Source organism: Aquidulcibacter paucihalophilus (genome assembly GCA_030285985.1).
Lineage (GTDB): Bacteria > Pseudomonadota > Alphaproteobacteria > Caulobacterales > Caulobacteraceae > Brevundimonas.
Genome location: CP127384.1, coordinates 468,863 through 492,365, shown reverse-complemented (window position 1 = coordinate 492,365; position 23,503 = coordinate 468,863). Strand labels below are relative to the sequence as shown.

General features: G+C 69.0%; 20 protein-coding genes. 5 read left to right on the top strand and 15 right to left on the bottom strand.

Annotated elements, in window-relative coordinates:
* Positions 1 to 42: 42 nt before the first annotated feature.
* From sucD to KB221_02505, 4 genes are all read right to left on the bottom strand, one after another.
* Complete coding sequence (sucD, locus tag KB221_02520; GenBank protein WIY69905.1) at positions 43 to 945, bottom strand: succinate--CoA ligase subunit alpha; 903 nt, start codon at positions 943 to 945, stop codon at positions 43 to 45.
* A gap of 53 nt (positions 946 to 998) precedes the next feature.
* Positions 999 to 2,189 (bottom strand): ADP-forming succinate--CoA ligase subunit beta, encoded by a 1,191-nt coding sequence (gene sucC / locus KB221_02515; GenBank protein ID WIY69904.1) that lies wholly within the window; start codon positions 2,187 to 2,189, stop codon positions 999 to 1,001.
* A gap of 82 nt (positions 2,190 to 2,271) precedes the next feature.
* The gene (locus tag KB221_02510) at positions 2,272 to 3,615 is read right to left on the bottom strand and encodes an MFS transporter (GenBank protein WIY70853.1); all 1,344 of its coding nucleotides are present in this window, start codon (positions 3,613 to 3,615) and stop codon (positions 2,272 to 2,274) included.
* 147 nt (positions 3,616 to 3,762) lie between these two features.
* Positions 3,763 to 5,961 (bottom strand): TonB-dependent receptor, encoded by a 2,199-nt coding sequence (locus tag KB221_02505; protein ID WIY69903.1) that lies wholly within the window; start codon positions 5,959 to 5,961, stop codon positions 3,763 to 3,765.
* 177 nt (positions 5,962 to 6,138) lie between these two features.
* Here KB221_02505 and KB221_02500 point away from each other — a divergent pair, with 177 nt between their 5' ends.
* The gene (locus KB221_02500; protein ID WIY69902.1) at positions 6,139 to 6,837 is read left to right on the top strand and encodes a TetR/AcrR family transcriptional regulator; all 699 of its coding nucleotides are present in this window, start codon (positions 6,139 to 6,141) and stop codon (positions 6,835 to 6,837) included.
* On the opposite strand, the gene KB221_02495 is transcribed toward KB221_02500, so the two are convergent.
* On the bottom strand, positions 6,834 to 7,358 hold the full coding sequence (locus KB221_02495; protein WIY69901.1) for a DUF2306 domain-containing protein: 525 nt from the start codon (positions 7,356 to 7,358) through the stop codon (positions 6,834 to 6,836). The two genes, KB221_02500 and KB221_02495, sit on opposite strands and share 4 nt — an antisense overlap.
* Before the next feature lie 119 nt (positions 7,359 to 7,477).
* On the opposite strand from KB221_02495, the gene KB221_02490 reads away from it, so the two are divergent.
* Positions 7,478 to 8,257 (top strand): LytTR family DNA-binding domain-containing protein, encoded by a 780-nt coding sequence (locus KB221_02490; protein WIY69900.1) that lies wholly within the window; start codon positions 7,478 to 7,480, stop codon positions 8,255 to 8,257.
* Between the two features lie 9 nt (positions 8,258 to 8,266).
* Here KB221_02490 and KB221_02485 read toward each other — a convergent pair whose 3' ends face one another.
* The 3 genes from KB221_02485 to KB221_02475 form a co-directional block, all read right to left on the bottom strand.
* On the bottom strand, positions 8,267 to 9,727 hold the full coding sequence (locus KB221_02485) for a carotenoid oxygenase family protein (protein ID WIY69899.1): 1,461 nt from the start codon (positions 9,725 to 9,727) through the stop codon (positions 8,267 to 8,269).
* 35 nt (positions 9,728 to 9,762) lie between these two features.
* Positions 9,763 to 10,191 (bottom strand): DUF2141 domain-containing protein, encoded by a 429-nt coding sequence (locus tag KB221_02480; protein WIY69898.1) that lies wholly within the window; start codon positions 10,189 to 10,191, stop codon positions 9,763 to 9,765.
* 539 nt (positions 10,192 to 10,730) lie between these two features.
* Complete coding sequence (locus KB221_02475) at positions 10,731 to 11,189, bottom strand: hypothetical protein (protein ID WIY69897.1); 459 nt, start codon at positions 11,187 to 11,189, stop codon at positions 10,731 to 10,733.
* 92 nt (positions 11,190 to 11,281) lie between these two features.
* On the opposite strand from KB221_02475, the gene KB221_02470 reads away from it, so the two are divergent.
* On the top strand, positions 11,282 to 11,797 hold the full coding sequence (locus KB221_02470; protein WIY69896.1) for a GrpB family protein: 516 nt from the start codon (positions 11,282 to 11,284) through the stop codon (positions 11,795 to 11,797).
* 4 nt (positions 11,798 to 11,801) lie between these two features.
* On the opposite strand, the gene KB221_02465 is transcribed toward KB221_02470, so the two are convergent.
* The 3 genes from KB221_02465 to KB221_02455 all read right to left on the bottom strand — a co-directional run bounded on the left by KB221_02465 (position 11,802) and on the right by KB221_02455 (position 17,339).
* Complete coding sequence (locus KB221_02465) at positions 11,802 to 12,143, bottom strand: GIY-YIG nuclease family protein (GenBank protein WIY69895.1); 342 nt, start codon at positions 12,141 to 12,143, stop codon at positions 11,802 to 11,804.
* A 206-nt stretch (positions 12,144 to 12,349) separates the two neighbouring features.
* A complete protein-coding gene (clpB, locus tag KB221_02460) occupies positions 12,350 to 14,938 on the bottom strand; it encodes an ATP-dependent chaperone ClpB (GenBank protein WIY69894.1) in 2,589 nt (862 codons plus the stop codon).
* A gap of 136 nt (positions 14,939 to 15,074) precedes the next feature.
* Positions 15,075 to 17,339, bottom strand: a complete 2,265-nt coding sequence (locus KB221_02455) for a TonB-dependent receptor (protein ID WIY69893.1) — start codon at positions 17,337 to 17,339, stop codon at positions 15,075 to 15,077.
* 230 nt (positions 17,340 to 17,569) lie between these two features.
* On the opposite strand from KB221_02455, the gene KB221_02450 reads away from it, so the two are divergent.
* Both KB221_02450 and KB221_02445 read left to right on the top strand, forming a co-directional pair.
* Positions 17,570 to 18,217, top strand: coding sequence for a LysE family translocator (locus tag KB221_02450; protein ID WIY69892.1), 648 nt, complete (start codon positions 17,570 to 17,572; stop codon positions 18,215 to 18,217).
* A 78-nt stretch (positions 18,218 to 18,295) separates the two neighbouring features.
* On the top strand, positions 18,296 to 19,909 hold the full coding sequence (locus KB221_02445; GenBank protein ID WIY69891.1) for a serine hydrolase: 1,614 nt from the start codon (positions 18,296 to 18,298) through the stop codon (positions 19,907 to 19,909).
* 6 nt (positions 19,910 to 19,915) lie between these two features.
* Here KB221_02445 and KB221_02440 read toward each other — a convergent pair whose 3' ends face one another.
* The 4 genes from KB221_02440 to KB221_02425 all read right to left on the bottom strand — a co-directional run bounded on the left by KB221_02440 (position 19,916) and on the right by KB221_02425 (position 23,332).
* A complete protein-coding gene (locus KB221_02440; GenBank protein ID WIY69890.1) occupies positions 19,916 to 20,326 on the bottom strand; it encodes a hypothetical protein in 411 nt (136 codons plus the stop codon).
* Positions 20,327 to 20,412: 86 nt separating this feature from the next.
* Positions 20,413 to 21,606, bottom strand: a complete 1,194-nt coding sequence (locus KB221_02435) for an NAD(P)/FAD-dependent oxidoreductase (protein WIY69889.1) — start codon at positions 21,604 to 21,606, stop codon at positions 20,413 to 20,415.
* 13 nt (positions 21,607 to 21,619) lie between these two features.
* Entirely contained in the window at positions 21,620 to 22,297 is a 678-nt protein-coding gene (locus KB221_02430; protein ID WIY69888.1) for a DUF4893 domain-containing protein, read from the bottom strand.
* Positions 22,298 to 22,375: 78 nt separating this feature from the next.
* On the bottom strand, positions 22,376 to 23,332 hold the full coding sequence (locus KB221_02425; protein WIY69887.1) for a DUF4167 domain-containing protein: 957 nt from the start codon (positions 23,330 to 23,332) through the stop codon (positions 22,376 to 22,378).
* Positions 23,333 to 23,503: the final 171 nt, after the last annotated feature.

Sequence of the window (23,503 nt, the reverse complement as noted above, 5' to 3'; positions counted from 1 at the left end):
CGGGACGAAGGCGACGGATCAACCCGCCCGTACGGGCAGGCCTCAGCCCTTCAGCACTTCCACCAGCGTCGCGCCCAGACGGGCCGGCGACGGCGAGACGCGAATACCGGCAGCCTGCATGGCGGCGATCTTGGATTCCGCATCGCCCTTGCCGCCCGATACGACGGCCCCGGCGTGGCCCATGGTCCGGCCCTTGGGCGCGGTGACACCGGCAATGAAGCCGACCATGGGCTTCTTGCGGCCCTTCTTCGCCTCGTCGATCAGGAACTGGGCGGCGTCTTCCTCGGCCCCGCCGCCGATCTCGCCGATCATGACGATCGAGAGGGTCTCGGGGTCGGCCAGGAACAGCTCCAGCACATCGATGAATTCCGTTCCCTTGACCGGGTCGCCACCGATGCCGACGGCCGTGGTCTGGCCGAGGCCTTCGTTCGAGGTCTGGAACACAGCCTCATAGGTCAGGGTGCCCGAGCGCGACACGATGCCGACATTGCCCTTCTTGAAGATGGAGCCCGGCATGATGCCGATCTTGCACTCTTCGGGGGTCAGGATGCCGGGGCAGTTGGGGCCCAGCAGGCGGGAGTTCGACCGGTCCAGCCGCGCCTTGACCCGCACCATGTCGAGCACCGGAATGCCCTCGGTGATGCAGGTAATGAAGGCCACCTCGGCCTCAATGGCCTCGATGATAGCGTCCGCAGCGCCTGCCGGCGGGACATAGATGACCGAGGCGGTCGCGCCGGTGGCTTCCTTCGCTTCGGCGACCGAGGCGAAGATCGGCAGGGTCTCGCCATGCGAGCCGGTCCAGGTCTGGCCACCCTTGGCCGGGTGGACACCGCCGACCATCTGGGTGCCGTGATAGGCCAGCGCCTGTTCGGTGTGGAAGCCGCCGGTCTTGCCGGTCAGGCCCTGGACGATGACCTTGGTGTTCTTGTCGACGAGGATGGACATGGGTCTGCTCTGATTATTCGGTCAGCGGGACGGTCGGTGGCGGGCCGGAAGGCTCAGCCGACCGCCGCGACGATCTTCTGGGCGGCGTCGTCGAGGTCATCGGCGGCGGTGATGGCGAGGCCCGATTCGTTGAGGATGCGCTTGCCCTCGGTGACATTGGTGCCTTCGAGGCGGACGACCAGCGGCACCTTCAGGCCCACTTCCTTCACCGCGGCGACCACGCCCTCGGCGATGACGTCACATTTCATGATGCCGCCGAAGATGTTGACCAGAATGCCCTGGACGGCCGGGTCGGCGGTGATGATCTTGAAGGCCGCCGCGACCTTTTCCTTGGAGGCGCCGCCGCCGACGTCGCAGAAGTTGGCGGGCTCTTTGCCGTACAGCTTGATGATGTCCATCGTCGCCATGGCCAGGCCGGCACCGTTGACCATGCAGCCGATGTTGCCGTCGAGGGCGACATAGGCGAGGTCCCACTCCGAGGCCTCGATCTCCTTGGCGTCTTCCTCGGTCTCGTCGCGCAGCGCCTTCATGTCCTCGTGGCGGAACAGGGCATTGCCGTCGAAGCTGACCTTGGCGTCCAGCACCCGCAGATGACCGTCCTTCATGACGATCAGCGGATTGACCTCCAGCATGGCCATGTCCTTCTCGACGAAGGCTTTGTAGAGAATCGGGAACAGGCTCTCGCCGTCCCTGGCCGCATCGCCGGTCAGGCCGTAGGCACCGTTGATCTCGGCGACATTGGCGGGGGTGACGCCGGCTTCCGGGTTGATGTCGATGGTGAGGATCTTCTCGGGCGTGTCGTGGGCGACCGCCTCGATGTCCATGCCGCCCTCGGTCGAGACGACGAAGGAGACGCGGCCCGTCGCGCGGTCGACCAGCAGCGAGCAGTAGAGTTCGCGGTCGATGTCAGCGCCGTCTTCGATATAGAGGCGGTTGACCTGCTTCCCGGCCGGGCCCGTCTGGGCGGTGACCAGGGTATTGCCCAGCATCTCACGGGCGTTCTTGACCACGTCCTCGATCGAGAAGGCCAGACGGACGCCGCCCTTGGCGTCGGGGCCCAGTTCCTTGAACTTGCCCTTGCCGCGGCCGCCGGCGTGGATCTGCGACTTCACCACATACAGCGGGCCGGGCAGTTGCTTCGCGGCGGCCTCGGCCTGGTCGGCCGAGGTGATGGCGACGCCTTCGGCGACCGGTGCGCCAAAGCCCTTCAGGACCTGTTTGGCCTGGTATTCGTGGATGTTCATGGAGAGGCGCCGCCGGACTGCTGGGAGGAGTTGCGGCGCTTATAGGGTCTGCGCCTTCGCAGGCGCAACCGTCCCCCCGCGATCAGTCCACCCAGTCCTTCTTCAGGCTCCGCGCCGAGATGATCAGAAGGATGGCGGCCAGGGCGTAGAACCACTGTCCGACGTACAGCGAATAGCGCAGCGCCTCCTCGCCGAAGCGCGGTGTCAGATAGTCCGACACGGCACCGAGGAGGTAGATGCCCAGACCGATGCCGACCAGATTGTTGATCAGCAGGAAGCTGGCCGAGGCGGTCGAGCGCATGTGCGCCGGGACCAGATGCTGCACCGAAGTGACGACCGGACCCAGCCAGGCGAGGCTGAGCGCCTGGGGCACGAGGAACAGCACGAAGGCCACCCATTTGCCGGCCACGGCGAAGCCGAGGATGTCGAACGACCGGTCCGGCACATTCATGGCCAGCCAGAACATCGGCACGGCAATGATGAAACCGATCGCCGGGACCAGCGGATAGGCCGCCTTCTTCACGCCCTTGCCGAGCTTGTCGGCCAGCCAGCCGCCGAGCCAGATGCCGATCGTGCCGCCGATGAAGGCGATGCCGGCGATGTAGAGCGCCCGGTCGACCCCCTCCATGCCCATGGAGCGCTGGAAGAAGCTGGGCAGCCAGAAGGCCGCCCCGTAGCCATAGACCGACGAACAGGCGGCACCGAAGGCGAGGAACCAGAAGCTGGGCTTCTTGAGCAGGACGTTCCAGACCTCGCCGAAACCGGCGGCCTTGGTGGGCACATGCTCGACCTCGGCCTCGCCCGCGACCGGTTCGGGCCGGTCAAAGCCGCCGCGGACGGGGTCCTTGACGGTAAATTTCAGCAGCGGGAACAGCAGGACGCCGACGCCGCCGACGATCATGAAGGCGATTCGCCAGTTGATGTGCTCGGCCAGCAGGCCGCCGAACAGATAGCCCAGGGCCGTGCCGATCGGGACGCCGAACGAATAGAAGGCCAGGGCCCGCGCGCGCTGCGACTTGGGGAAATAGTCGGCCACCAGCGAATAGGACGGGGCGACGCCGCCCGCCTCGCCGACACCGACGCCCATGCGGGCGCCGAACAGGGTCCAGAAGCCGGTCGCGAACCCGCACAGGGCCGTAAAGCCGCTCCACACCGCCAGCGACACGCCGACGATGGAAACCCGGCTGACCCGGTCAGCCAGCCAGGCGATGGGAATGGCGAGCGTCGAATAGACGACGGCGAAGGCCGGCCCGCCCAGCAGGCCCAACTGGCTGTCGGTGAAATGCAGCTCGGCCTTGATGTAGGGCAGCAGGATGGCGAGGATCTGCCGGTCGATGAAGTTGAAGGTGTAGACCACCATCAGCAGCGCCAGAACGTAGGCGCGGTAACCCGGATTGGCGGCGGGCCCGATGCCCTGATCCGTCATGCTCATGGCGCTTCCCTCGACTTGGTCTTCTTGTTGGTCGGAACGGTAGCGTCGCTTTTCAGCAGCGCCAAAGAAAAAGGGCGGCGGCTCAGGTGAACCGCCGCCCTGGATCAGATGCGATCAGGCTTCAGGAGTCGTTTGGTCGGATCAGAACTTGACCTGCAGCGAGGCGGTAACCGTCTGCGGCGGGCCGTAGTAGCCGATCAGCGAGTTGTCGAAGAGCGCGCCCGGGAAGTTGTAGCCGCCGACGCGGTACTCTTCGTCGGTCAGGTTCTTGCCGTAGAGGCCCAGGGTGAAGCGGTCGGTCGGATCGGTCCAGACGATCGACAGATCAACCAGCGAATAGGCCTGCTGGTCGAGGACCGGGTTCGGGAACTCGAACATGCTCGAGTCGCCGCGGTAGCTGACCGACGGGGTCACCGCCAGGGCACCGCCGGCCACATCGCCGATCCAGGTGAAGCCGAGGTAGCCGGTCCACTCCGGGGCGTTCTGCAGCACGACCTGATTGGAGATGTCCTCGAACACCATGGTCGTCAGATTGTAGCGCAGGAACTCTTCGAAGTCGGAGTGCAGGTAGCCGACCGCGAAGTTGGCCGACAGGTTGTCGAGGATGCGCAGCCGGCCTTCGAACTCGGCACCGTAGAAGGTCGAGGAACCGACGTTGTCGACGAAGCTGGCAATGCTGGCACCCGAGGGAACCTGGGTGGTGACCTGCTGGTCCTGGTATTCATTGTAGAAGATCGCGGTCGAGAAGGTCAGGCGATCAAGGGCACCCTTCAGTCCGATCTCATAGGAGTCGACCGTCTCGGGATCGTAGCCATTGACCGTGTTCGGCGTCAGGATCACGTCGCCTCGCATGTCGAAGCCGCCGGACTTGAAGCCCTGCGAGTAGGACGCGTAGGTCGTCAGGTCATCCGTCAGGTCATAGGACAGGGCGATGCGCGGCGTGAACTGGCTGAAATCGTTGTCGTTGGTATAGTTGGAGCGGACCAGCAGCGGCGCACGCACCGTGCCACCGAGCAGGGGGCTGCGAGTGGCACCGAGATAGTTGGCGCGGAACACGGTCCCTTCCTTGTCGTCCAGCGTATAGCGAACGCCGAGGCCAAGGTGCAGGCGATCGGTCAGGTCGAGGTTGACGTCGGCGAAGCCGGCCCAGCTCTCGGTTTCCACCTGGCCGTTGGTGCCGATGACGATGCCGGCATTGGCCAGGATGGTGTCGAAAGCGCCTTCGGCGTGGCCGTCCAGATAGAAGAAGCCGGCCACACCCTGGATCCGGTCAAAGTCGAACAGGAACTGGAACTCCTGCGTGAACTGGTCATCGGCATAGAAGCCCGGGATGTCCAGAGTCGCCGCCGGCGTGTTGTCGAAGTCGATGACCGTGGTGGTCTCGCCCTCGCGCCAGGCCGTGATCGACTTGAAGGTCCAGTTGTCGTTCAGATTGATCTGGACGGTCGCAGACGCGCCCTGGCTCTCCACCGAGTTGACGTCGCCGAGCCCTGCGCGGGTGTCGTAGACGCTCGGCAGGACGGCACCGGCCGGGGTGGCACCGGCGACCAGTCGGCTGCCGTGGCGGGGGTTGGAGTCGTCCTGGACCCGGTCATAGGCGAGGCGGATGGAGATGTCGTCGCGCGGCTCCCACTCGGCACTCAGGCGGCCGGCCAGCACGTCCTTGTTGTAGTGTTCGGCACCGGTGGTGAGGTTGGTTCCGTAGCCGTCGCGCTGATAGGAAGCGATGGCACCGCCGACGCGGAAATTGTCGGCCAGCGGGACGCTGCCCACAGCCATCAGGTCGACCTGGTTATAGCTGCCGTAGGCACCGCGCAGCGTAAGCTCCGGGTCGCTCGACAGGGTATTGGTGACGTATTTGATCGCGCCGCCGACGGTGTTGCGGCCGTACAGCGAACCTTGCGGACCGCGCAGCACCTCGATGCGCTGGACGTCGTAGATGTCGAGCACAGCGCCCTGCGGACGGGCGACATAGACGTCATCGACGTAGAGACCCACGCCGGGCTCGAAGCCCCAGAGCGGGTCCTGCTGGCCGACGCCGCGGATGAAGGAGATCAGGGTCGAGTTCGAACCGCGCGCGACCTGGACGGTGGCGTTCGGGGTCTGCTGCTGCAGGGCGGTGATGTCCGAAGCGCCGGTCTGCTCCAGACGCTCCTCGCCGATGGCCGACACCGAGATCGGCACGTCCTTCAGCAGTTCGTCGCGGCGACGGGCGCTGACGACGATGTCGTCCAGCGAGGAAGCCCCGTCCTGCGGCGCGGCGTCTTGCGCCATCGCGAAGGTGGAGAGCGCGCTCCAGGCGGCTCCGGCAAGCAAGGCGGTCTTTACATAGCGGTTCATGGTAGCCCCAGTCCTGTGATTTCCAGCCCGATGACGCTTTTATTCAGCGTTCAATGATTTTCCGGAACGTAATCGTTTTCAGCCGCCTGTCAAACGGTCCAGCTTACCGTTGGTCACCTGCGGTCCGACCTGTGGCGCCGTTGCACAGGCAGGGCGATGCGGCCTAGCTTCGGCGTCATGACCAAGATCGACGCGCCGACCGCAAAACGGGGCCGCCCGCCCAAGGCAAAGGCCGCAGGCACCGCCGATACACGGGACCTGATCCTCGACGCGGCGGAGGACCTGTTTTCCAAACACGGCTTCTATGGCGTCACCATCCGCGAAGTGGCGCGCGAGGCCGGGGTGGATACGGCCCTGGTCCACTACTATTTCGGGGCCAAGCGGGGGCTGTTCGACGCGGTCTTCCTGCGGCGCGCCGAGGTCTGGAACAACGAGCGGGTCGACGCCATCAACCGCTATGCCGCCGAGATGGGTGATGCGATGACGCTGGAGGGCCTGTTCGAGGCGTTTCTCCGGCCACCGTTCCAGTGGTCCATGAAGGGCGGGCCGGGTTGGAAGCACTATTCGGCGCTCGTGGCCCAGACCAACGCCAACCCGACCTTCGGCGGCGAGACCATGGCCCGCTACTATGATCCGGCGATCCGGCGGCTGATCGAGCTGATCAAGCGGGTTCTGCCGGACGCCCGCGAGGTCGATCTTTACTGGGCCTATCACAACCTGTCGGGCGCGCTGACGCTGACGCTGGGTGAGACCGGGCGGCTGGACCGGCTATCGGGCGGACTGTGCCGGTCGGGGGATCTGGAGAGCGCCTGCGACTATATCGTGCGGTTCGCCGCGGCCGGGTTCCGGGCGGTCTGCGGGCCCGAGCCGGCCTAGCCGAAGAACACCTCCCACAGCAGGCGGCCCGGCAGGAAGGTGAACGCACCGGCGACGATCAGGCCGCCGACGAAGGTCCAGGTCATGCCGCTGGCGTGACGGGCGACCCGACCCCGACGGATGGCGAACAGCGCCATGGGCAGGGCGATCAGGGTCCAGCCGCTCAGCAGGTGAATCAGGGAGAAGGAGCCCGGATTGATCTGGCGAATGAACAGGGAGCTGATCGCGACGGTCACCATGGCGACGACCCAGGTCCAGCCGATCAGCCGGTGCACGCCCGTGCCCTTGATCCCCACCAGCTGGACCGTCCCGAGCAGGAGGGCGAGCAGGGCGGCGGCGATATGGAGCTGGATCACCCACGGCTGGCGGGCGAGCAGGGCCCAGTCGGGGGCGTGGGCGACGGTCGATACGGCCGCCAGGGCCAGACCGGCACCGGCCGTGACGGCGGCGAGCAGCCACAGGCGACGGGCAGGAAAGGTGGCGGAGGCGGCGGGGCTCTGGTGGGTCACAAGGGTCTCCATTGGGTATGTCCTGGTCGAAGGGTCGGTCGTTTGTCCGTGACAGATCCGCGCTTCATTCCCGGCCCGTTTCGTGGTCTCAAGGCAGTCCGACAGACCACGCGGACAGGGGGCCGTCCAGCATGAGCGCGAGCGAGCCGGCACAGGATGTCGTGCGCATCTCCATCGATCGCGGGCTGCTGCGTGGCCTCGCTGTAGCGCTGGCCGCCGGCCTGCTGCTGGCCCTGACCGAGGCGTTCGGCATGAGCGGGACCTCCCTGCTGTTCCGGCTGGGCTACTGGCTGCCACTCATGCTGCTGGGCTCGCTCTGGGGGCATCTGTGCTCCCTGCTGGTCGAGCGCTATCTCGATATGGACCGGCGGCCCCTGATGGCGGTCGTGGCCCTGACCGTGGTGATGTCCGGGCCACTGGTGGTCCTGGTCTGGGCCTTCACCGGCTGGTTCTTTGACGAGGACCGGTCGGTCGACCTGGCGCGGCTGCCGGACTTCATCGGGCCGGTGCTGGTGGTGACGGGGACGGTCAGCGCCCTGAACGTCTTCCTCGCGCGGACGCCGGTGCAGACGCATGCGGCCCTGCCCGGGGCGAAACCGGCGCGGTTCATCGACCGGCTGCCGTTCAAGCTGCGCGGCGCGGCCATCCGGGCGGTGTCGTCCGAGGACCACTACCTGCGCATCCACACCGACCGCGGATCGGACCTGATCCTGATGCGGCTGTCCGACGCCCTCGTCGAGCTGGAGGGACTGGAGGGCGCGCAGACGCACCGCAGCTGGTGGGTCGCCAGGGAGGCCGTGCGCGACGTCAGCCGTGGCGACGGCCGCGCGACCCTGACGCTGGAGGGCGGCATCGAAGCCCCGGTCAGCCGCCGCTATGCCAAGGCCCTGCGCGACGCCGGCTGGTATTGAAGCTTCCACCTAGCCCGCCCACACGCCGTGGAAGCCGGCCGGCAGGGCCACCTCGGCGCGCCAGGTCGCGACCGGGCCGTCGGCGACGCGGGCGGCGTTGAAGGCGTGCAGTTCGGTGACGCCCTCGGCGAGGTTGATCGAGGGGGCGATCAGCCAGGCGTCGGCCTCATCCGGGCCGCGCGGGACGAAGACGGCCTCTTCCACGATCTGGGTGTCGCCGAAGAGGAAGGCGTCGGACCGGCCCGTGTCCCAGTCCCAGGTCGCGAGGCCGGTGGGTAGCGGGCGATCGGGGCGTTCACCGGCGACGTGGACGGTCAGGCGGCGGGGCAGGCCGGCGCGGCGCGGGTCGCTTTTCGGGAACTCGGCGGTGACGCCCGAGGCGACCATCTCGGCGCGACCGTCCGTATGCAGCGTAATCAGGTTCAGCACGGCATGTTCGCCGGGGACCGAGCCGCGCTGGGCGACCATGACGCGGGCGCCCTCGACGGCGAAGGCCACGTCCTTCCCGGCGGCGACGTCGAAGCGGATCGTGCCCGAGGCGTCCTCCCAGGCGTCGCCGAGGTGGAAATAGCTGAAGGTCGGCAGCTCATAGATCCGGCGGCGCGTCAGGTCGGCCTTGTCGATGACCAGCACCTGGGTGCCCAGTTCGGGCCGCCAGGCGAACCGGCTCGAGAAGGGCATGCCGCGGTGGTCGAAGACCCAGGGCTGCAGCACGATGATCAGGTGGCGGGCGGTGGCGGTGAAGTCGTGCATATAGCTGGCGCGCGGCAGGTCGATGACCTCGGCCGTGCTCAGGCTGCGGTCGGCATTCAGATGCCAGACGACGGCCTTGTCGCCGTTCAGGCCGATGTTCCAGATCGTGCCATCGGGGTCGTAGCGGGGGTGGGCCTGGAAGGGCATGCCCTTGAGGTCGTCGCGCAGGGTGACGAACCGCTTCGTCGACAGGTCCGAGGCCGACAGGGCGAGGGCCGCACCGCCTTCCCAGAGGGCCCAGACCTCGTCGCCGGCGACCATGACGGCGGTGTTGGCGGCATTGGCGTCATCGTTGGAGCCGATGCGGGCGCGGTCGTCGCCGGGGGTGCCGAAGCCGGGGGTGACGACGGCGTCGATCTCGCTTTCCCAGCGGCGTTTGGGGGTGTCGGCGAACCGGGCGTCGAGCGTGACCTGGCCGTCGTTGACGCGGAAGGCCCGCATCAGGCCGTCGCCGTCGAACCAGTGGGTGGCCGAGCCGCCGGGGCGCCGGAATTTGCCCGGACCGTTGCGGAACAGGGTCCCCGTCAAGTCGGCCGGCGCGCGGCCGTGGACGAGGTGCATGGCGTGCGGCGCGACGTCGGCCTCAAGGTCGGCGGTGGCCAGGGCCCAGTCGGCGGCGGCCTGTTGCGCGGCCATGGCGCGGACGGTTTCGGGTGTGACGACGGCGGCTGACAGGGCGGCGGCGCCCATCAGGAAGTTTCGGCGGTTGGCGATCATGACGGTCTCTCCTGACGGGCGCTGTGCGGGTCGGATCAGCGGATGCTGATGGTCTGCGTCGTCTCGCCGGAGACGGCGAAATGGGCGGCGGACCAGCGGGCGGGGCCCATGTTGCCGACGGCATTGTTGGAGAAGGCGTAGGGCTCGACCGGCATGCCGAAGGGGTTGGTGTTCATCTCGCCGTCGCCGTTGACGTCGTGGAACGCCTTCATCGCGTAGTCGCCGGCGGGCAGGTTCTCGAAGGTGGCGACGACCCGGCTGCCCGAGGCGCTGACAGCGGTGGCGGCGACGGGACGGGCCGAGCCGCCGTCGAAGGCCGAGGCCGAGTCATACAGGGCGACCATGACCATGCCGGTGCGGGCGCCGGTCTCGAAGGTCAGGACGACCTTGTTGTCGGCGGACTGGGCGAAGGCCGGGGCGGCGGTGAGCAGCAGGGCGGCGGCGACGGAGGCGATGCGGATCATGGCGGAAGTCCCTTGTGTGAGCAGCCCGATTTCCGGAGGTGGTTTTGGGCGGGCCGTTTCGATGGACGGACCGTGAGGGGCCGCCGGGGCCGCCGCCATGTCGATTGCGGTTTCGGGCGGCTGCCGTTCGCGAATGACGGCAGGTGTTCATTCGCGAAACGCCAACAAACATCCTTGGTGGGCCGCGGTCACAGGGCTCCGCCCTGTGACTGCTACGCGCCGCCCTTCGGGTCGACCCGACGCGGCCTGGCGCTTCGCGCGGGCTACCCTCGAAAAATTGCGAAAAGCTGTCTTCTCGCCCCTCGGCCTTGGGGGGATGCGCGCCGGACCTGGGGCGGTCGGGCGGGGTCGGGATGGGATTGTCAAAGACCGGGCAGGCGACGGCGAGGCCACGCGGGCCTCGACCCCGGAGTCTAGCCGGGCGCCGGAGGGGGGATGGCAAATAAAGTCTGCGCCCGCGTTTGAGGGGGCGAGAAGGAACGGTCGGGGGTTCGAAAGGGCGGGATGATCGGGGGCGGGAAGGTCGGGCCCGGACCCGGTTACATCCTGTGCCGGCGGCCGATCAGGGCGTGGAGGCCGAGGGCGACGAGGGCGCCGAACAGGCCGACCGACAGGGCCAGCAGGGTCTCGGCGTAGGACGGCGCTGCGACCTCGAACCTGACGGGGCCGACGTTGCGGATGGCCGTCTGGATATTCATCCAGCCGTAGAGGCCGGCCAGCAGTCCGAGGGCCGCCGAGAGGCCGGCGGCGAGCGCCAGCAGCAGCCGCATGGCGCCGGCGGCGCCGCGCGCGAACAGACCGATCACCCCGAACACCACCACGCCGAAGGTCAGGGTCTGGACGAACAGAATGACCAGTTTGGCGACGGGATCCGCGTCCATGAACATCTGCGCGGCGGAGTAGCCGGGCGTGTAACGGCTCATGAGCCAGGCGCAGGTTCCGGCGGAAGCCGCGAAGGCGACGGCGGCGAGGATGAGGAGGACGGGCGCGCGTTTCATGGGCGGAGGGTGTGGGGCGGAGGGGATGAGGTCAAGCGGTTGGAGCCCCTCCCCCGCCTTGACCCCGCCCGCGCCGCTCGGGAACATGGCGCATGCCCAGACCCGTCGCGCTCGCGCCCCATGATCCGCAGTGGGCCGTCCGGGCGGCGGCGCTGATCGCGGCCCTGCGGGCGGCGGCGCCCGACGCCTTCACGGCCCTGCATCACATCGGCTCGACCGCCGTGCCGGGGCTGGCGGCCAAGCCGGTGATCGACCTGCTGGGCGAGGCGGGAAGTCTGGCGGCGATCGAGGCGGCGCGGCCGGCGCTGGAGGCGCTGGGCTGGCGCTGGCGCGGCGAGAACGGCGCGACCGGGCGGCGGTATTTCACGATGGACGATCCGGAGACGGGCGAGCGGGCCGCCCATCTGCACGTCCATGCGGCGGGGGACCCGATGATCGCCTGGCATCTGGCGTTCCGGGATCGGCTGAGGGCCGAGCCGGAGACGGCGGCGGCCTATGCGCGGGAGAAGGCGCGGTGCGCGGCGCGGCATCCGGGGGACAGCGGGGCGTATGCGGCGTGCAAGAAGGCCTGGACGGATCGGGTGGCGGGGGAGGCGGTGCGGGGCTGATGATTCAGTCCGGCTCTTCGGGCGGGACCCAGTTCGGATCATTTACGGGGAACCAGTCGGCGGCGAGGTCGAGCCAACCTGGATTGTCTTTCTCGATCAGCGCCAGCTTCCAGTCGCGAAGCCATTTCTTGATCCGCTTCTCGCGCCGGATCGCTTCGACCACCCAGGCATGGCGCTCGAACCAGAGCAGTCGGGTGCAATCGTAATCGTCGGTGAACCCGGCGAAGGTGTGCGCCTTGTGCTTCCACACCCGCGAGAACAGGTTGGAGGTCATGCCGGTGTAGATCGTCCCGTTCCGTCCGCTGCCCATCATATAGGTGGCGATGAAGGTGCGGTGCGTGCGCATACGCACAACTTATACGTTTCCATTCCTTTCGTCATCCTCCGGCGAGCGCAGCGAGACCGGGGGACCCAGCGGCGCCGAAGGCGACCTGTTCAGGCAGGCTGTCGTGAACGTCGAGCTCCCGGCAGGGTCGCGCTCGCGCGCGCCGCTGGGTCCCCCGGTCTGCGCCGCGAAGGCGCGGCTTGCCGGAGGATGACGAAGGTGGAGGTCTAGTGCACCCGCGCCTTCCCGATCTCCAGCCCGCCCTCCCCGGCTGACACGGCGATCACCGACCCGTCCTCGATCTCCCCGGCCAGCAGCTTCTTCGCGATCGGGTCGACGAGGTCCTTCTGGATGACGCGCTTCAGCGGACGCGCCCCGTACACCGGGTCATAGCCCTTGTCGGCCAGCCAGGCGTAGGCGCTGTCGTCCAGCGAGAGGGTCAGGCGGCGGTCGGCCAGCAGTTTCTCGAACCGGGCCATCTGTATGCGGACGATGCCGGCCATCTGGTCGCGGCCGAGGCGGCGGAAGAGGATGATCTCGTCGATGCGGTTCAGGAATTCGGGGCGGAAATGGCCGCGGACCTGTTCCATGACGTAGGGGCGGACCGACTCGACGTCGTCGCCCTCGCCCTGGTTGGCCAGGGCCTCTGACCCGAGGTTGGAGGTCATGATGATCAGGGTGTTCTTGAAATCGATCACCCGGCCCTGGCCGTCCGTCAGGCGGCCGTCGTCCAGCACCTGCAGGAGCACGTTGAAGACATCGGGGTGGGCCTTCTCGACCTCGTCGAACAGGACGACCTGATAGGGGCGCCTGCGGACAGCTTCTGTCAGGGCGCCGCCCTCGTCATAGCCGACGTATCCGGGCGGGGCACCGATCAGGCGGGAGACGCTGTGCTTCTCCATGTACTCCGACATGTCCATCCGGGTGATGGCGGCCTCGTCGTCGAACAGGAAGGCGGCGAGCGCCTTGGTCAGCTCGGTCTTGCCGACGCCGGTGGGGCCGAGGAAGAGGAAGCTGCCCAGCGGGCGGTTGGGGTCGTTGAGGCCGGCGCGGGCGCGGCGGACGGCGTCGGCGACGGCGGTGAGGGCCTCGTCCTGGCCGACCACGCGGCGGCGCAGGGCGTCCTCCATGGCCAGCAGTTTCTCGCGCTCGCCCTCCAGCATCTTGTCCACGGGGACGCCGGTCCAGCGGGAGACGACCTGGGCGATCTGTTCGGCGTCGACCACTTCTGGCGTGAGCGGGCCGGACTTGTCGGCCTCCGCGGCCTCGGCGTCGGCGAGTTGTTTCTCGATCTGGGGGATCTGGCCGTAGGCGATCTCGGAGGCACGGCCGAGGTCGCCGGCGCGCTGGACGGCGATCAGTTCGGCGCGCAGGCGGTCGAGGGTTTCGCGCAGCTGGGCCCCCTGCCCGACCTTTTCCTTCTCGGACTTCCAGCGACCGGTGAGGTCGTCGGACTGGCCCTCGAGGTCGATGATCTCGTCCTCAAGCTTTTCGAGCCGGGCTTTGGACGCTGCATCGGATTCCTTCTTCAGGGCCTCGCGCTCGATCTTCAGCTGGACCAGACGGCGGTCGATCTCGTCGAGGGCCTCGGGCTTGGAGTCGACGGCCATGCGCACGCGGCTGCCGGCCTCATCGATCAGGTCGATGGCCTTATCGGGCAGGAAGCGGTCGGTGATGTAGCGGTGGCTGAGGGTGGCGGCGGCGACGATGGCGCTGTCGGAGATGCGCACCCCGTGGTGGACCTCATACTTCTCCTTGATGCCGCGCAGGATGGAGACGGTGTCCTCGACGCTGGGCTCCTCGATGAAGACGGGCTGGAAGCGGCGGGCGAGAGCCGCGTCCTTCTCGACGTGCTTGCGGTATTCATCCAGCGTGGTGGCGCCGACGCAGTGCAGCTCGCCACGGGCGAGCGCGGGCTTGAGCAGGTTGGAGGCGTCCATGGCGCCGTCGCCCTTTCCGGCGCCGACCAGGGTGTGCATCTCATCGATGAACAGGATGATCCCGCCCTCGGCCGCCGTGACCTCGGCGAGGACCGCCTTCAGCCGTTCCTCGAACTCGCCGCGGTATTTGGCGCCGGCGATCAGGGAGCCCATGTCGAGGGCCATGACGGTCTTGTCGCGCAAGGATTCGGGCACGTCGCCGTTGACGATACGCAGGGCCAGGCCCTCGACAATGGCGGTCTTGCCGACGCCGGGCTCGCCGATCAGGACGGGGTTATTCTTGGTGCGGCGGGCGAGGACCTGGATGGTGCGGCGGATCTCCTCGTCGCGGCCGATGACCGGGTCGATCTTGCCGTCGCGGGCGGCCAGGGTCAGGTCGCGGGCATAGCGTTTGAGGGCGTCATAGGCGTCCTCGGCCCCGGCGCTGTCGGCGGTCTTGCCCTTGCGGACCTCGGCGATAGCGGCGTCGAGGGCGGCGGGGGTGGCCCCGACGGATTTCAGGACTTCGGCCGCGACGCCGCCTTCACGCGCGATGGCGCTGAGCAGGCGTTCGGTGGTGACGAAGGCGTCGCCGGCTTTTTTCGAGGCCTCTTCAGCGGAGGAGAAGACGCGGGCGGTGTCGCCGTCGAGATAGATCTGGCCGTTGCCGCCGGTGACCTGGGCGCGCTTTTTCAGGGCGGTTTCGGTGGCGGTCTCGGCCCTGGCCGGGTCGCCGCCGGCGGCGGTGATCAGATTGCGGGCGAGGCCGTCGCGCTCTTCCAGCAGCACCTTGAGCAGGTGTTCGGGGGCGAACTGCTGGTGCCGGCGGGCGAGGGCCAGCGACTGGGCGGACTGGACGGCCTGTTTGGCGCGGTCGGAGTAGAGGTCGAGGTTCAATGTGGTCCCCTGTGTCAGGCGGAATCCGCCGACGCGCCCTCTGATGCAAGCAACGCGCCGTGCGGCTGCAGCTCAGGTGGGTGTGACCGAAACGCCACGCAAGGGGGAGGCTGGGAGCCGGCCGAAGCCGGCGGGATCACCCGCCGGTGGTCGGTGCCGAGAAGTCGAACTGTTCGGGCCGCCGCTGACCGCCCCCGAAATTCCACGTCAGGCCGATGAAGGCCGCGCGGCCGCCGAACACCTGGTCCGCCCGGTCGGTGAAGGTCGGGGTGGTCAGGGTGGTGGTGGAGCCGAAATCGTCGAACACATCCCGGACCGTCACATTGAACGACCAGGCGTCATTGATCTTCCGGCGATAGCCGAGATTGACGAGGGTCGACTGTTCGCGGCTGCCCTGGGCCAGCAGCTGCTCGCCGCCCCAGATGCCGGACACCTGGAGGAAGTCCTCCTGTGTCGGTGTCCAGTTCATGGTCAGACGGCCGGAGACGCTCTCGCCCTCGCTGTCGACGGTGCCGACGAGGCCGGCGGCATCGATCTCCTGGCGGAAGACGTTGAGGCTGGCATTGTAGCGCAGGGTCGGATGCAGGGCCCCGCTGGCCACCAGTTCGAGGCCGGTCGAGGTGCTGGCCCCGAGGTTTTCGGGACGGGTCAGGAAGACGCCGCCGCCCAGATCGGTCGTGACCGGGGTGAAGGCGTCGCGGGTGTCACGGTAATAGAGGGTGGCCTGGTAGAAGGTCTGCTGCTGGCGGTAGCCCCAGATCAGCTCCAGCGCGTCCGTCTCCTGCGGCAGCAGGTCGGGATTGCCGGAGCGGCGGTTCAGACTGTCCTGGTAGGTCAGGAAGGGGTTGAGGTCGCCGGGGCCGGGGCGCTGGATCCGGCGGCCGTAGCTGGCCCGCAGGGTCTGGGTCTCGTCCAGCTGGTACGAGACGTTCAGGGTCGGATAGGCGCGGAAATAGTCCTGCGACGACCGCAGGCCGGAGGTGATCTGGTTCAGTTCGAGATCCGCCTGTTCGAGACGCAGGCCGAACTGGGCGGTCAGCTTCTCGCCGAACGGCCGTTCCAGGGTCGCATAGACGGCGTGCACCGTCTGATCGAGGTGGAATTCATTGGACACGACGGGATCGGTGACCAGCGTCGCCGGGGTAGGACCGCGGGCGAAGAGGTTGTCCTGTTCGAGGGTCAGGCCCTGACGCTCATAGCCCAGGCGCAGGCGGCCGCCGTCGGCCATCGGCCGGACATAGGCGCTGGTGAACCCGATCTGGTCCTGGCGGTTCTGGTTGCTGAGCAGCTCATTGAAGGGGGCCGTCACCGGGATCAGCTGGTCGGCCAGAGTGGCGAGCTCAATGCCGAAGCGGTTGCGGTCGTAGCGCAGCTCGTTGGACCACTCATGGCCCGCCGCGTCGAAGCGGCGCAGGACCCGGGCGCTCGCGCCGGAGAACTGGCCCTGGAAGCCGCCGCCCGAGACACGACGATAGGCCGAGGCGATGCCGCCGCCGGCGGCGTCGGCCTCATACAGGTCGAGACTGTCGGCGAAGCTGTCGACGTCCGTATGGCGCACATCGCCGGTCAGCTGGGTCTTGTCGTCGAGATTGTGCTCGACCGCCAGGCGGATGAAGACGCTGTCGGAATCGCCCTCGACATTCTGGCTCTGGCGCGCCTCGAGGAACCGGCCGGAACCGGCGTCAAACCGCGTCCGCAGCCGCTCGAGCTCCTGCAGATAGGCGTCGTGGCGCACGCCGACGTCGGCGGACAGGGTCGTCGGGCCGTTCACATGCGAGAGGCTGCCGCCGATATTGTAGCGGCCGGTGTCGCCGATATTGGCGCGCAGCGAGCCGGTCGTGGTCTGACCGGGCCGGACCGTAGCCGGCTTGGAGATGAGATTGATGACCCCGCCCGAGCCCTCGGGGCTGTAGGCGGCGGACGGATTGGTCAGGATTTCGATACGGGCGTACTGGGCGGCGGGAATCTGCTGCAGCAGCTGGCCCCGGCTGGGCCCGTTGAACTGGCTGGCGGGCCGGCCGTCGACGAGGATGGTGACATTGGCATCGCCGCGCAGGCTGACATTGCCGTCCGGGTCGACCTCGACCGAGGGAATGTTGCGCAGCGCCTCGGCCAGGGTGCCGGTCTGGGCCTGGAGATCGTTGGCGAGGCTGTAGCTGGTGCCTTCGCTGGAGGTGCGGATGTCATTGGGGCGGGCGGTGACGACCACTTCGTCGAGCGCCGCGGCCTCGGCGGGCTTTTCAGCACCCTCGGCCGGAGCCTCTTCCTGCGGCGTGGCGGCGGGCGCAGGTGCCGGCGGCGGGGTCTGGCCCTGGGCCGGCGCGGGGGTCTGGGCGAAGGCGGCACCCGACGAGGTCGCAAGGGCCGTGCCGACGAGCAGCAGGAAACGGATGGAAGTCATGGCGTGCGCCCCCTGCGCGTGATCGGGCGTCAGCCCGTCAAGTTTCCTTTCCATATCGACCGCGGTGAGCCGGAGCGAGTTACATCTTTTTCATTATGCCGCCGTCAGAACCGGCCGCCTCCCCGCCGCAGAGCATGGGGTGTCCGTGGGTGGTCCCGGCGGGTCTCTGGCCTTCCGGCCGGCAGGGGGATAGGTCGGAGGCGGACCTTCATGACCCCCGGAGCGCCCGTTTGATCCCGCATGCCGCCTGGCCCGTCGATCCCGCCGTCATCGCGCCCTTCCTGCTGGCCGTGGCCCTGATCGAGCTGACGCCGGGGCCGAACATGGGCTGGCTGGCGCTGGTGTCGCTCGGGCGGGGACGGCCGGCGGGGTTCGCGGCGGTCGCGGGGGTGACGGTCGGGCTGGCGGCCTGGATGCTGGCCGCCGCCTTCGGCCTGACCCAGGTCCTGCTGATCTGGCCACCGCTGTTCCAGATCATCCGCTGGGCGGGCGTCGTCTTCCTGCTGTGGCTGGCCTGGGAGGCCTGGCGCGGCGACAGCGACCCGGCCGCGCCCGACGGCCCCGACCACAGCACCCTGCGCGGCCTGTTCCTGCGCGGCATGACAGGCAATCTGCTGAACCCCAAGGCGGCGGTCTTCTATGTCGCCCTGCTGCCGACCTTCATGCGCCCCGATCACGGGTCGCCGCTGGCGCAGGCGCTGACCCTCGGCGGGCTGCATCTGGCGGTGGCGGTGGCGATCCATTCGCTGATCGTGCTGGGCGCGGCGAGCGCCGGCGGCCTGGTGCTGAAACGCATGCAGGGACCCGCGGCGCGCGCCCTGATGGCCGGCGGCATCGCCCTGGTCGCCGTATGGATGGCGTGGGAGACACGGGCCTAGCGCCGGGGCTGAGGCGGCGATGGACAGGCTCCGCACGCGCGGGCTAGCGTCCGCGCCGAACCTGTCCGGAGTCCCCCCATGTCGATCCGCCTCACCCGCCGCGCGGCCCTGGTTTCCTCGGTGGCCGGAGCGGCCGCCCTGCCCGCGACCGGCTGGGCGCAGGCGGCGGCGAACGACGGCGCCTCGCTGGCCGATCAGGTCGACGCCTATGTGAAACGGGTCATGGCCGGTTTTCCGGAGCAGCCGGCGGTGTCGGTGGCGCTGGTCAAGGACGGTCAGGCGGTGCTGACGCGCGGCTATGGTGTGCGGGCGATCGGCGGAGCGGCGGTGGATGAGCACACCCTGTTCGCCATCGCCTCCAACACCAAGGCGGTGACCTGCGCCGCCCTCGCCATCCTGATCGACGAAGGCAAGGTGAAGTGGGACGAGCCGGTGCGGACCTATCTGCCCGGCTTCAGCCTGTCCAAGCCCGAGCTGAACGACATGGTCACGGTGCGCGACCTGGTCAGCCACCGGATCGGTTTCGGCCTCGGCGCCGGGGACCTGCTGTTCTGGCCCAATAGCGACCGGACCCGGGCCGAGATCATGGCGGCCGTGCCGCATGTGCCGATCGAGGACACGTTCCGCACCAGCTACCACTACTGCAATCTGATGTTCGTGGTGGCCGGCGAGGTCGTCGCCGCAGCCTCCGGCATGGCGTGGGAGGATTTCATCCAGACGCGGATTCTCGACCGTCTGGGCATGAGCGAGACCCTGCCGCTGATGACCGCGGCCGATCCGGCGAAATCGGCCCTGCCGCACGGTCGGGTCGGGCCGCCGCTGCGGTACCAGGGTGCGATGCAGACGATCGGCCAGTCGATCCAGGAAGTCTGGAACTGGTCGTCGGCGGGGGCGGCGGGCGGCTTCGTCACCACGCCGGTCGACTGGGCCAAATGGATCGCGGTGCAGTTGGCGCGCGGTGCCCTGCCGGACGGGACGCGTCTGTATTCCGAGGCGCGGGCCAATGAGATGTGGCGGCCCAATATCATCATCTCCAACTCGGCGGGGCCGACGGAGACCCTGCCCGGGCGGGCCATCGCCTCGACCTATGCCACCGGCTGGCAGGTGCAGGACTATCGCGGCGAGCGGATGATCACCCATGGCGGCGGGGCGCCCGGATTCGTCTCGGGCACGGTGCTGATCCCCGGACGCAACGCCGGCTTTTCGTATTTCACCAATGCCGAGGAAAGCTTCCTGACGCGGGCGCTGCGCAGCGGCATCACCGACATCGTGATGGGCAAGACCGGCTTCGACTGGATCGCGGACGGCCAGCGGCTGCACCGCGAGGGCGACGCGGCCTCGGGCGCGGCGGCGGCAGAGATCGATGCGAAACAGGCCGCGGGCGCGCCGCCGTCCCTGCCGCTGGCGGCCTATGCCGGGACCTGGCGCGACCCCTGGTACGGCGACATCACGATACAGGCTCGGGACCTGCAGCTGTGGCTGAGCTTCAGCCGGACGCCGTCGCTGAACGGGCCGGTCGAGCCGTACGACGGCGACACCCTGCGGACCCGGTTCACCGACCGGCGCGAGGAGGACGTCTTCATCACCTTCACGCTGGAGAACGGCCGGCCGGTGTCAGCGACGATGAAGGCGGTCAGTCCGGATGCGGACTTCAGCTACGACTATCACGACCTGCGCCTGACGAAGATTTGAGGTCCCCTACTCCGCCTGTCGGCGCGACACCCGGCCCGCCTCAAGCAGGGGCATGCCGGCCTCGGTGGGGATGTAGATGGTTTCGCGGCCCGCCTTGCCGGCGGTTTCCTTGAGCATGTCGATATAGGCCCAGCGCAGGTAGTTGTCCGGGCCGCCGAGGCTTTCGGCCATGATGCGGTTGGCCTCGTTGGTGCCGCGGGCGCGGGCGACCTCGGCCTGGGCGGTGAGCTGGGCCGAATCGAGGGCGGCCTGGGCCTCCAGCACGCGGATGCGGCGGTTCTGCACCGCCTCCTCATAGGCGGCCTTGCCCTGCATCTGCTTGGAATAGACGTTGTAGGTCGGCAGGCCGATCATGACGATGGCGAGAACGATCACCACAGCGATGACCGAGCCGATGGTTATGCTGACGCCGCGCATGAGAGCCTCCTGACAGGGCGGGACCGCCCCGCGTCGCCAGACTCGCCGTCGGGGCCGCCAGGGTCAAGGGCGGCGTGCGTGACGGATCAGCGGCGGTCGCGCGGGCGGGGGTCCAGCAGCAGGCCGGAGACGGTCGCGGCCAGCAGACGCGGGGCCAGCGGCAGGCGCGCCACCTTGCCCAACACATGGTCGCGGATCCACGGCAGCACACGGCCGTCGGCCTGGTAGAAGGGCGTGAACCCGAGGCTGAGGGCCTGATAGAACCGCACATGCCAGCGTCGGGCGGCGGCATAGGCGGACAGGGCAGCCGGGAGATCGGCATGGGACGACAGCGCCTGCGTCAGGCTCCATGCGTCGAGCAGGCCCATGTTGACCCCCTGCCCCAGCTGCGGACTGGTCGAATGGGCGGCGTCGCCGATGATCGCCAGCCGGTCGGCGACCGGTCGGGCGAGGGTGTGGTGGCCGTAGCGGGCGAGGGTCAGCTGGTCCGGGTCGGTCAGGGCCTCGAGCAGGCCGGCGGTGTCTGGCCAGAGGGCGCGGACCTCGGCCTTCCAGGCGTCCAGGCCGGCGGCGCGCCAGGCGGCATGGTCGTCGGTCCGCAGGCTCCAGAAGAAGGTGGCGAGGCGATCAGGGCTGCCGGGCCGGGCCCCGACGGGCAGGACGCCGACCATCTTCGAGGCCCCGCGATAGACCTGTTGCAGGGCGCGGGCGTCGAAGGGTTCGCCGGGCCAGGGGACGGTCGCCCACAGGGCACCCCAGGTCAGCGGGCGCGGCGCGGCGCCGTGGGCGGCGGCGATCCGCGAGCGCGCGCCCGAGGCATCAATGACGAGATCGAAGGCGGGGGTGGAAGCACCGCGGACATCCGTGAGCCGGCCCCCTTCGGCGACGACCATTTCCCGGCCGGTCTCGAAGCGGACGCCGGCCTCGACACAGGCGCGATACAGGACGTCGAACAGGGCCGCGCGATGGACGCCGAGGGCCGGGCGCGGCCGCTTCAGGTCGGCGTAGCGCACGTCCAGGACGACCCGGCCGCGCCGGAACTCCCGGCCGAACAGATGGTCGATCGGCTGGGCCATGGCCTCGACGGCCGGGGTCAGGCCGAGGTCGTCGAGAACGGCGAGGCCGGTCGGCTGGAGCATGAAGCCGGCCCCGACCGGACCGGCCTGTTCGAAGCGTTCGAAGACGTCCACGGTCCGTCCCTGCCGCGCCAGTATCAGGGCGGCGGCCAGGCCGGCGGGTCCGGCACCGATGATGGCGATCGAGCTCACGGGCGGCGGCATGGTCCGATGATGATCAGGCTGGAACGAGCTCGATCAGATCGAGGTTGGACTCCGCCTGGGGCCAGGGGATGACCAGCCGCCAGCGGCGGTCGCCGATGCGTTCCAGCACGGCGATCAGATCGCGGTCGGGACGCTGGCCGTAGGAGTTGGCGGGCGGCTCGGCGGCGAGGGCGAGGGAGCCGAGCATGACCATCTCGCGGTCGTTCTCCGGGAAGAGCAGACCGCCCTGACGCTGGCTCCCGGTCAGTTTGGAGAATTTCAGGCCGCGCGGGGTCTGTTCGATACGGCAGGCGAACCAGCCGTAGACGACGTAGCCGAGGCCATCCTCGCCGCCCTGGGAGCCCAGTTTGACGGTCCGGCAGCGATAGTCGCCGGGCGGGGGTGCGACGGATGACAGGGCCGCGCGCGGGTCGATCAGATCGCCCAGGCCGGTCAGGTCGCCCGAGCCGGGCTGGCGGCGGGCCTGCTGCAGGGCGAGGGACCAGGCGGCGGCGCGGCGGCTGTAGCGGTCGCGATCGCCGGCGGTGACGATGCTGCGCCAGTCACGCAGGGCGACGGGACCGTCGGACCCGGCGGGCGGCGGCGGCGGCGGAGGCGGGGGCGGGGGCGGGGGCGGGGGCGTGGACGCACAGGCGGCGAGGACGAGGCTCGCCAGCACAATCAGGGCCGCGGGCCGGGACAGGCGGGACATGGGCGCTCCGGGACAGGTCTGGCGCTCCTTGGGCCAGTCATGTGCCGTCGCGTCAAGCGCGCACGCGTCGCAGGCGGATCAGTCCTCGGCGGCGGGTGCCTCGACCTTGCGGCGGGGCGCGCGACGCTTGGGCGCGGCGGCTTCTTCCGGGGCTTCGACAGCGTCCGGCGCGGCGGGCGCGGGGGCGGTCGAACGGGTCAGGAAGCCCGGCAGGGCCGACGGGCCGTCGTCGGTGGCCACGCCGGCGTCGCGGCGGGGCTTGCGCTCGGGACGTTCCGCGCGGGCCGGGCGCTCGGCGCGTTCGGGACGTTCGGCGCGGACCTCGGGTGCAGCCTCAACGGCCTCGGCAGGAGGGGCGTCGCCTTCGGCGCGGGGCTCGCCGCCTTCGCGTTCGAAGCGGGCGTTGCGTTCCAGCTGGCGACGCTCCCAGCGTTCGCGGCGGGTCTCGCGACGGCTGCCGTCGGGGTTGAAGCCGCCCTCGCCTTCGGCGCGGGGCTCACGGGGTTCGCGCGGCTCGCGGTCCTGACGCGGCTGGTCGTCGCGGTCGCGCCATTCGCGGCGGGGCTGTTCACCCTGACGATCGTTGGGACGGTCGTTCGAGCGGTCGTTCTGGCGTTCCTCGGCTTCGCGCTGGCGGGCCTCGATCTGGGCGAGACGGTCGGCCTCGACCTTTTCGGCGGCCATGATGGCGGCAGCCTGGGCGCCGGTCTCGTCCTCGAAATCGATGTCGAAGCCCTGGCCGGCCAGTTCGCGCTGGGCGATCTCGGACACGGGACGCGAGGGCTGGAGGGCGCGCAGGACGCGGAAATAGTGTTCGGCGTGCTGGGTGTAGTTCTCGGCCAGGACGCGGTCGCCCGCGGCCGAGGCGTCGCGCGCCAGCTGCATGTAGCGCTCATAGACGGTCTGGGCGTTGCCGCGAACCTTGATGTTCTCGGGGCCTTGCGAGTCCCACGAGCGGTTCGGGTTGGTGGCGTTGGCATTGTTGTTGCCGCTGCCGCCGCCGGGCTTTCTGTTGCGTCCGCGCTGACGCTTCATGCCCTTGAAATCTCTCATCGGACGCTACCGTGCTTTTTATGAGGGACCGCCCGACGCGCCATGCGCCTGGGTCTGTCCGTGTCGTCGTTCCGTCTCGCGCGAGGCCAATCCCCGCTGACGATGTGATCGGAAATCCGTTGTCGGCCCCGTGGTCCGCCGGGCGACTGGCCC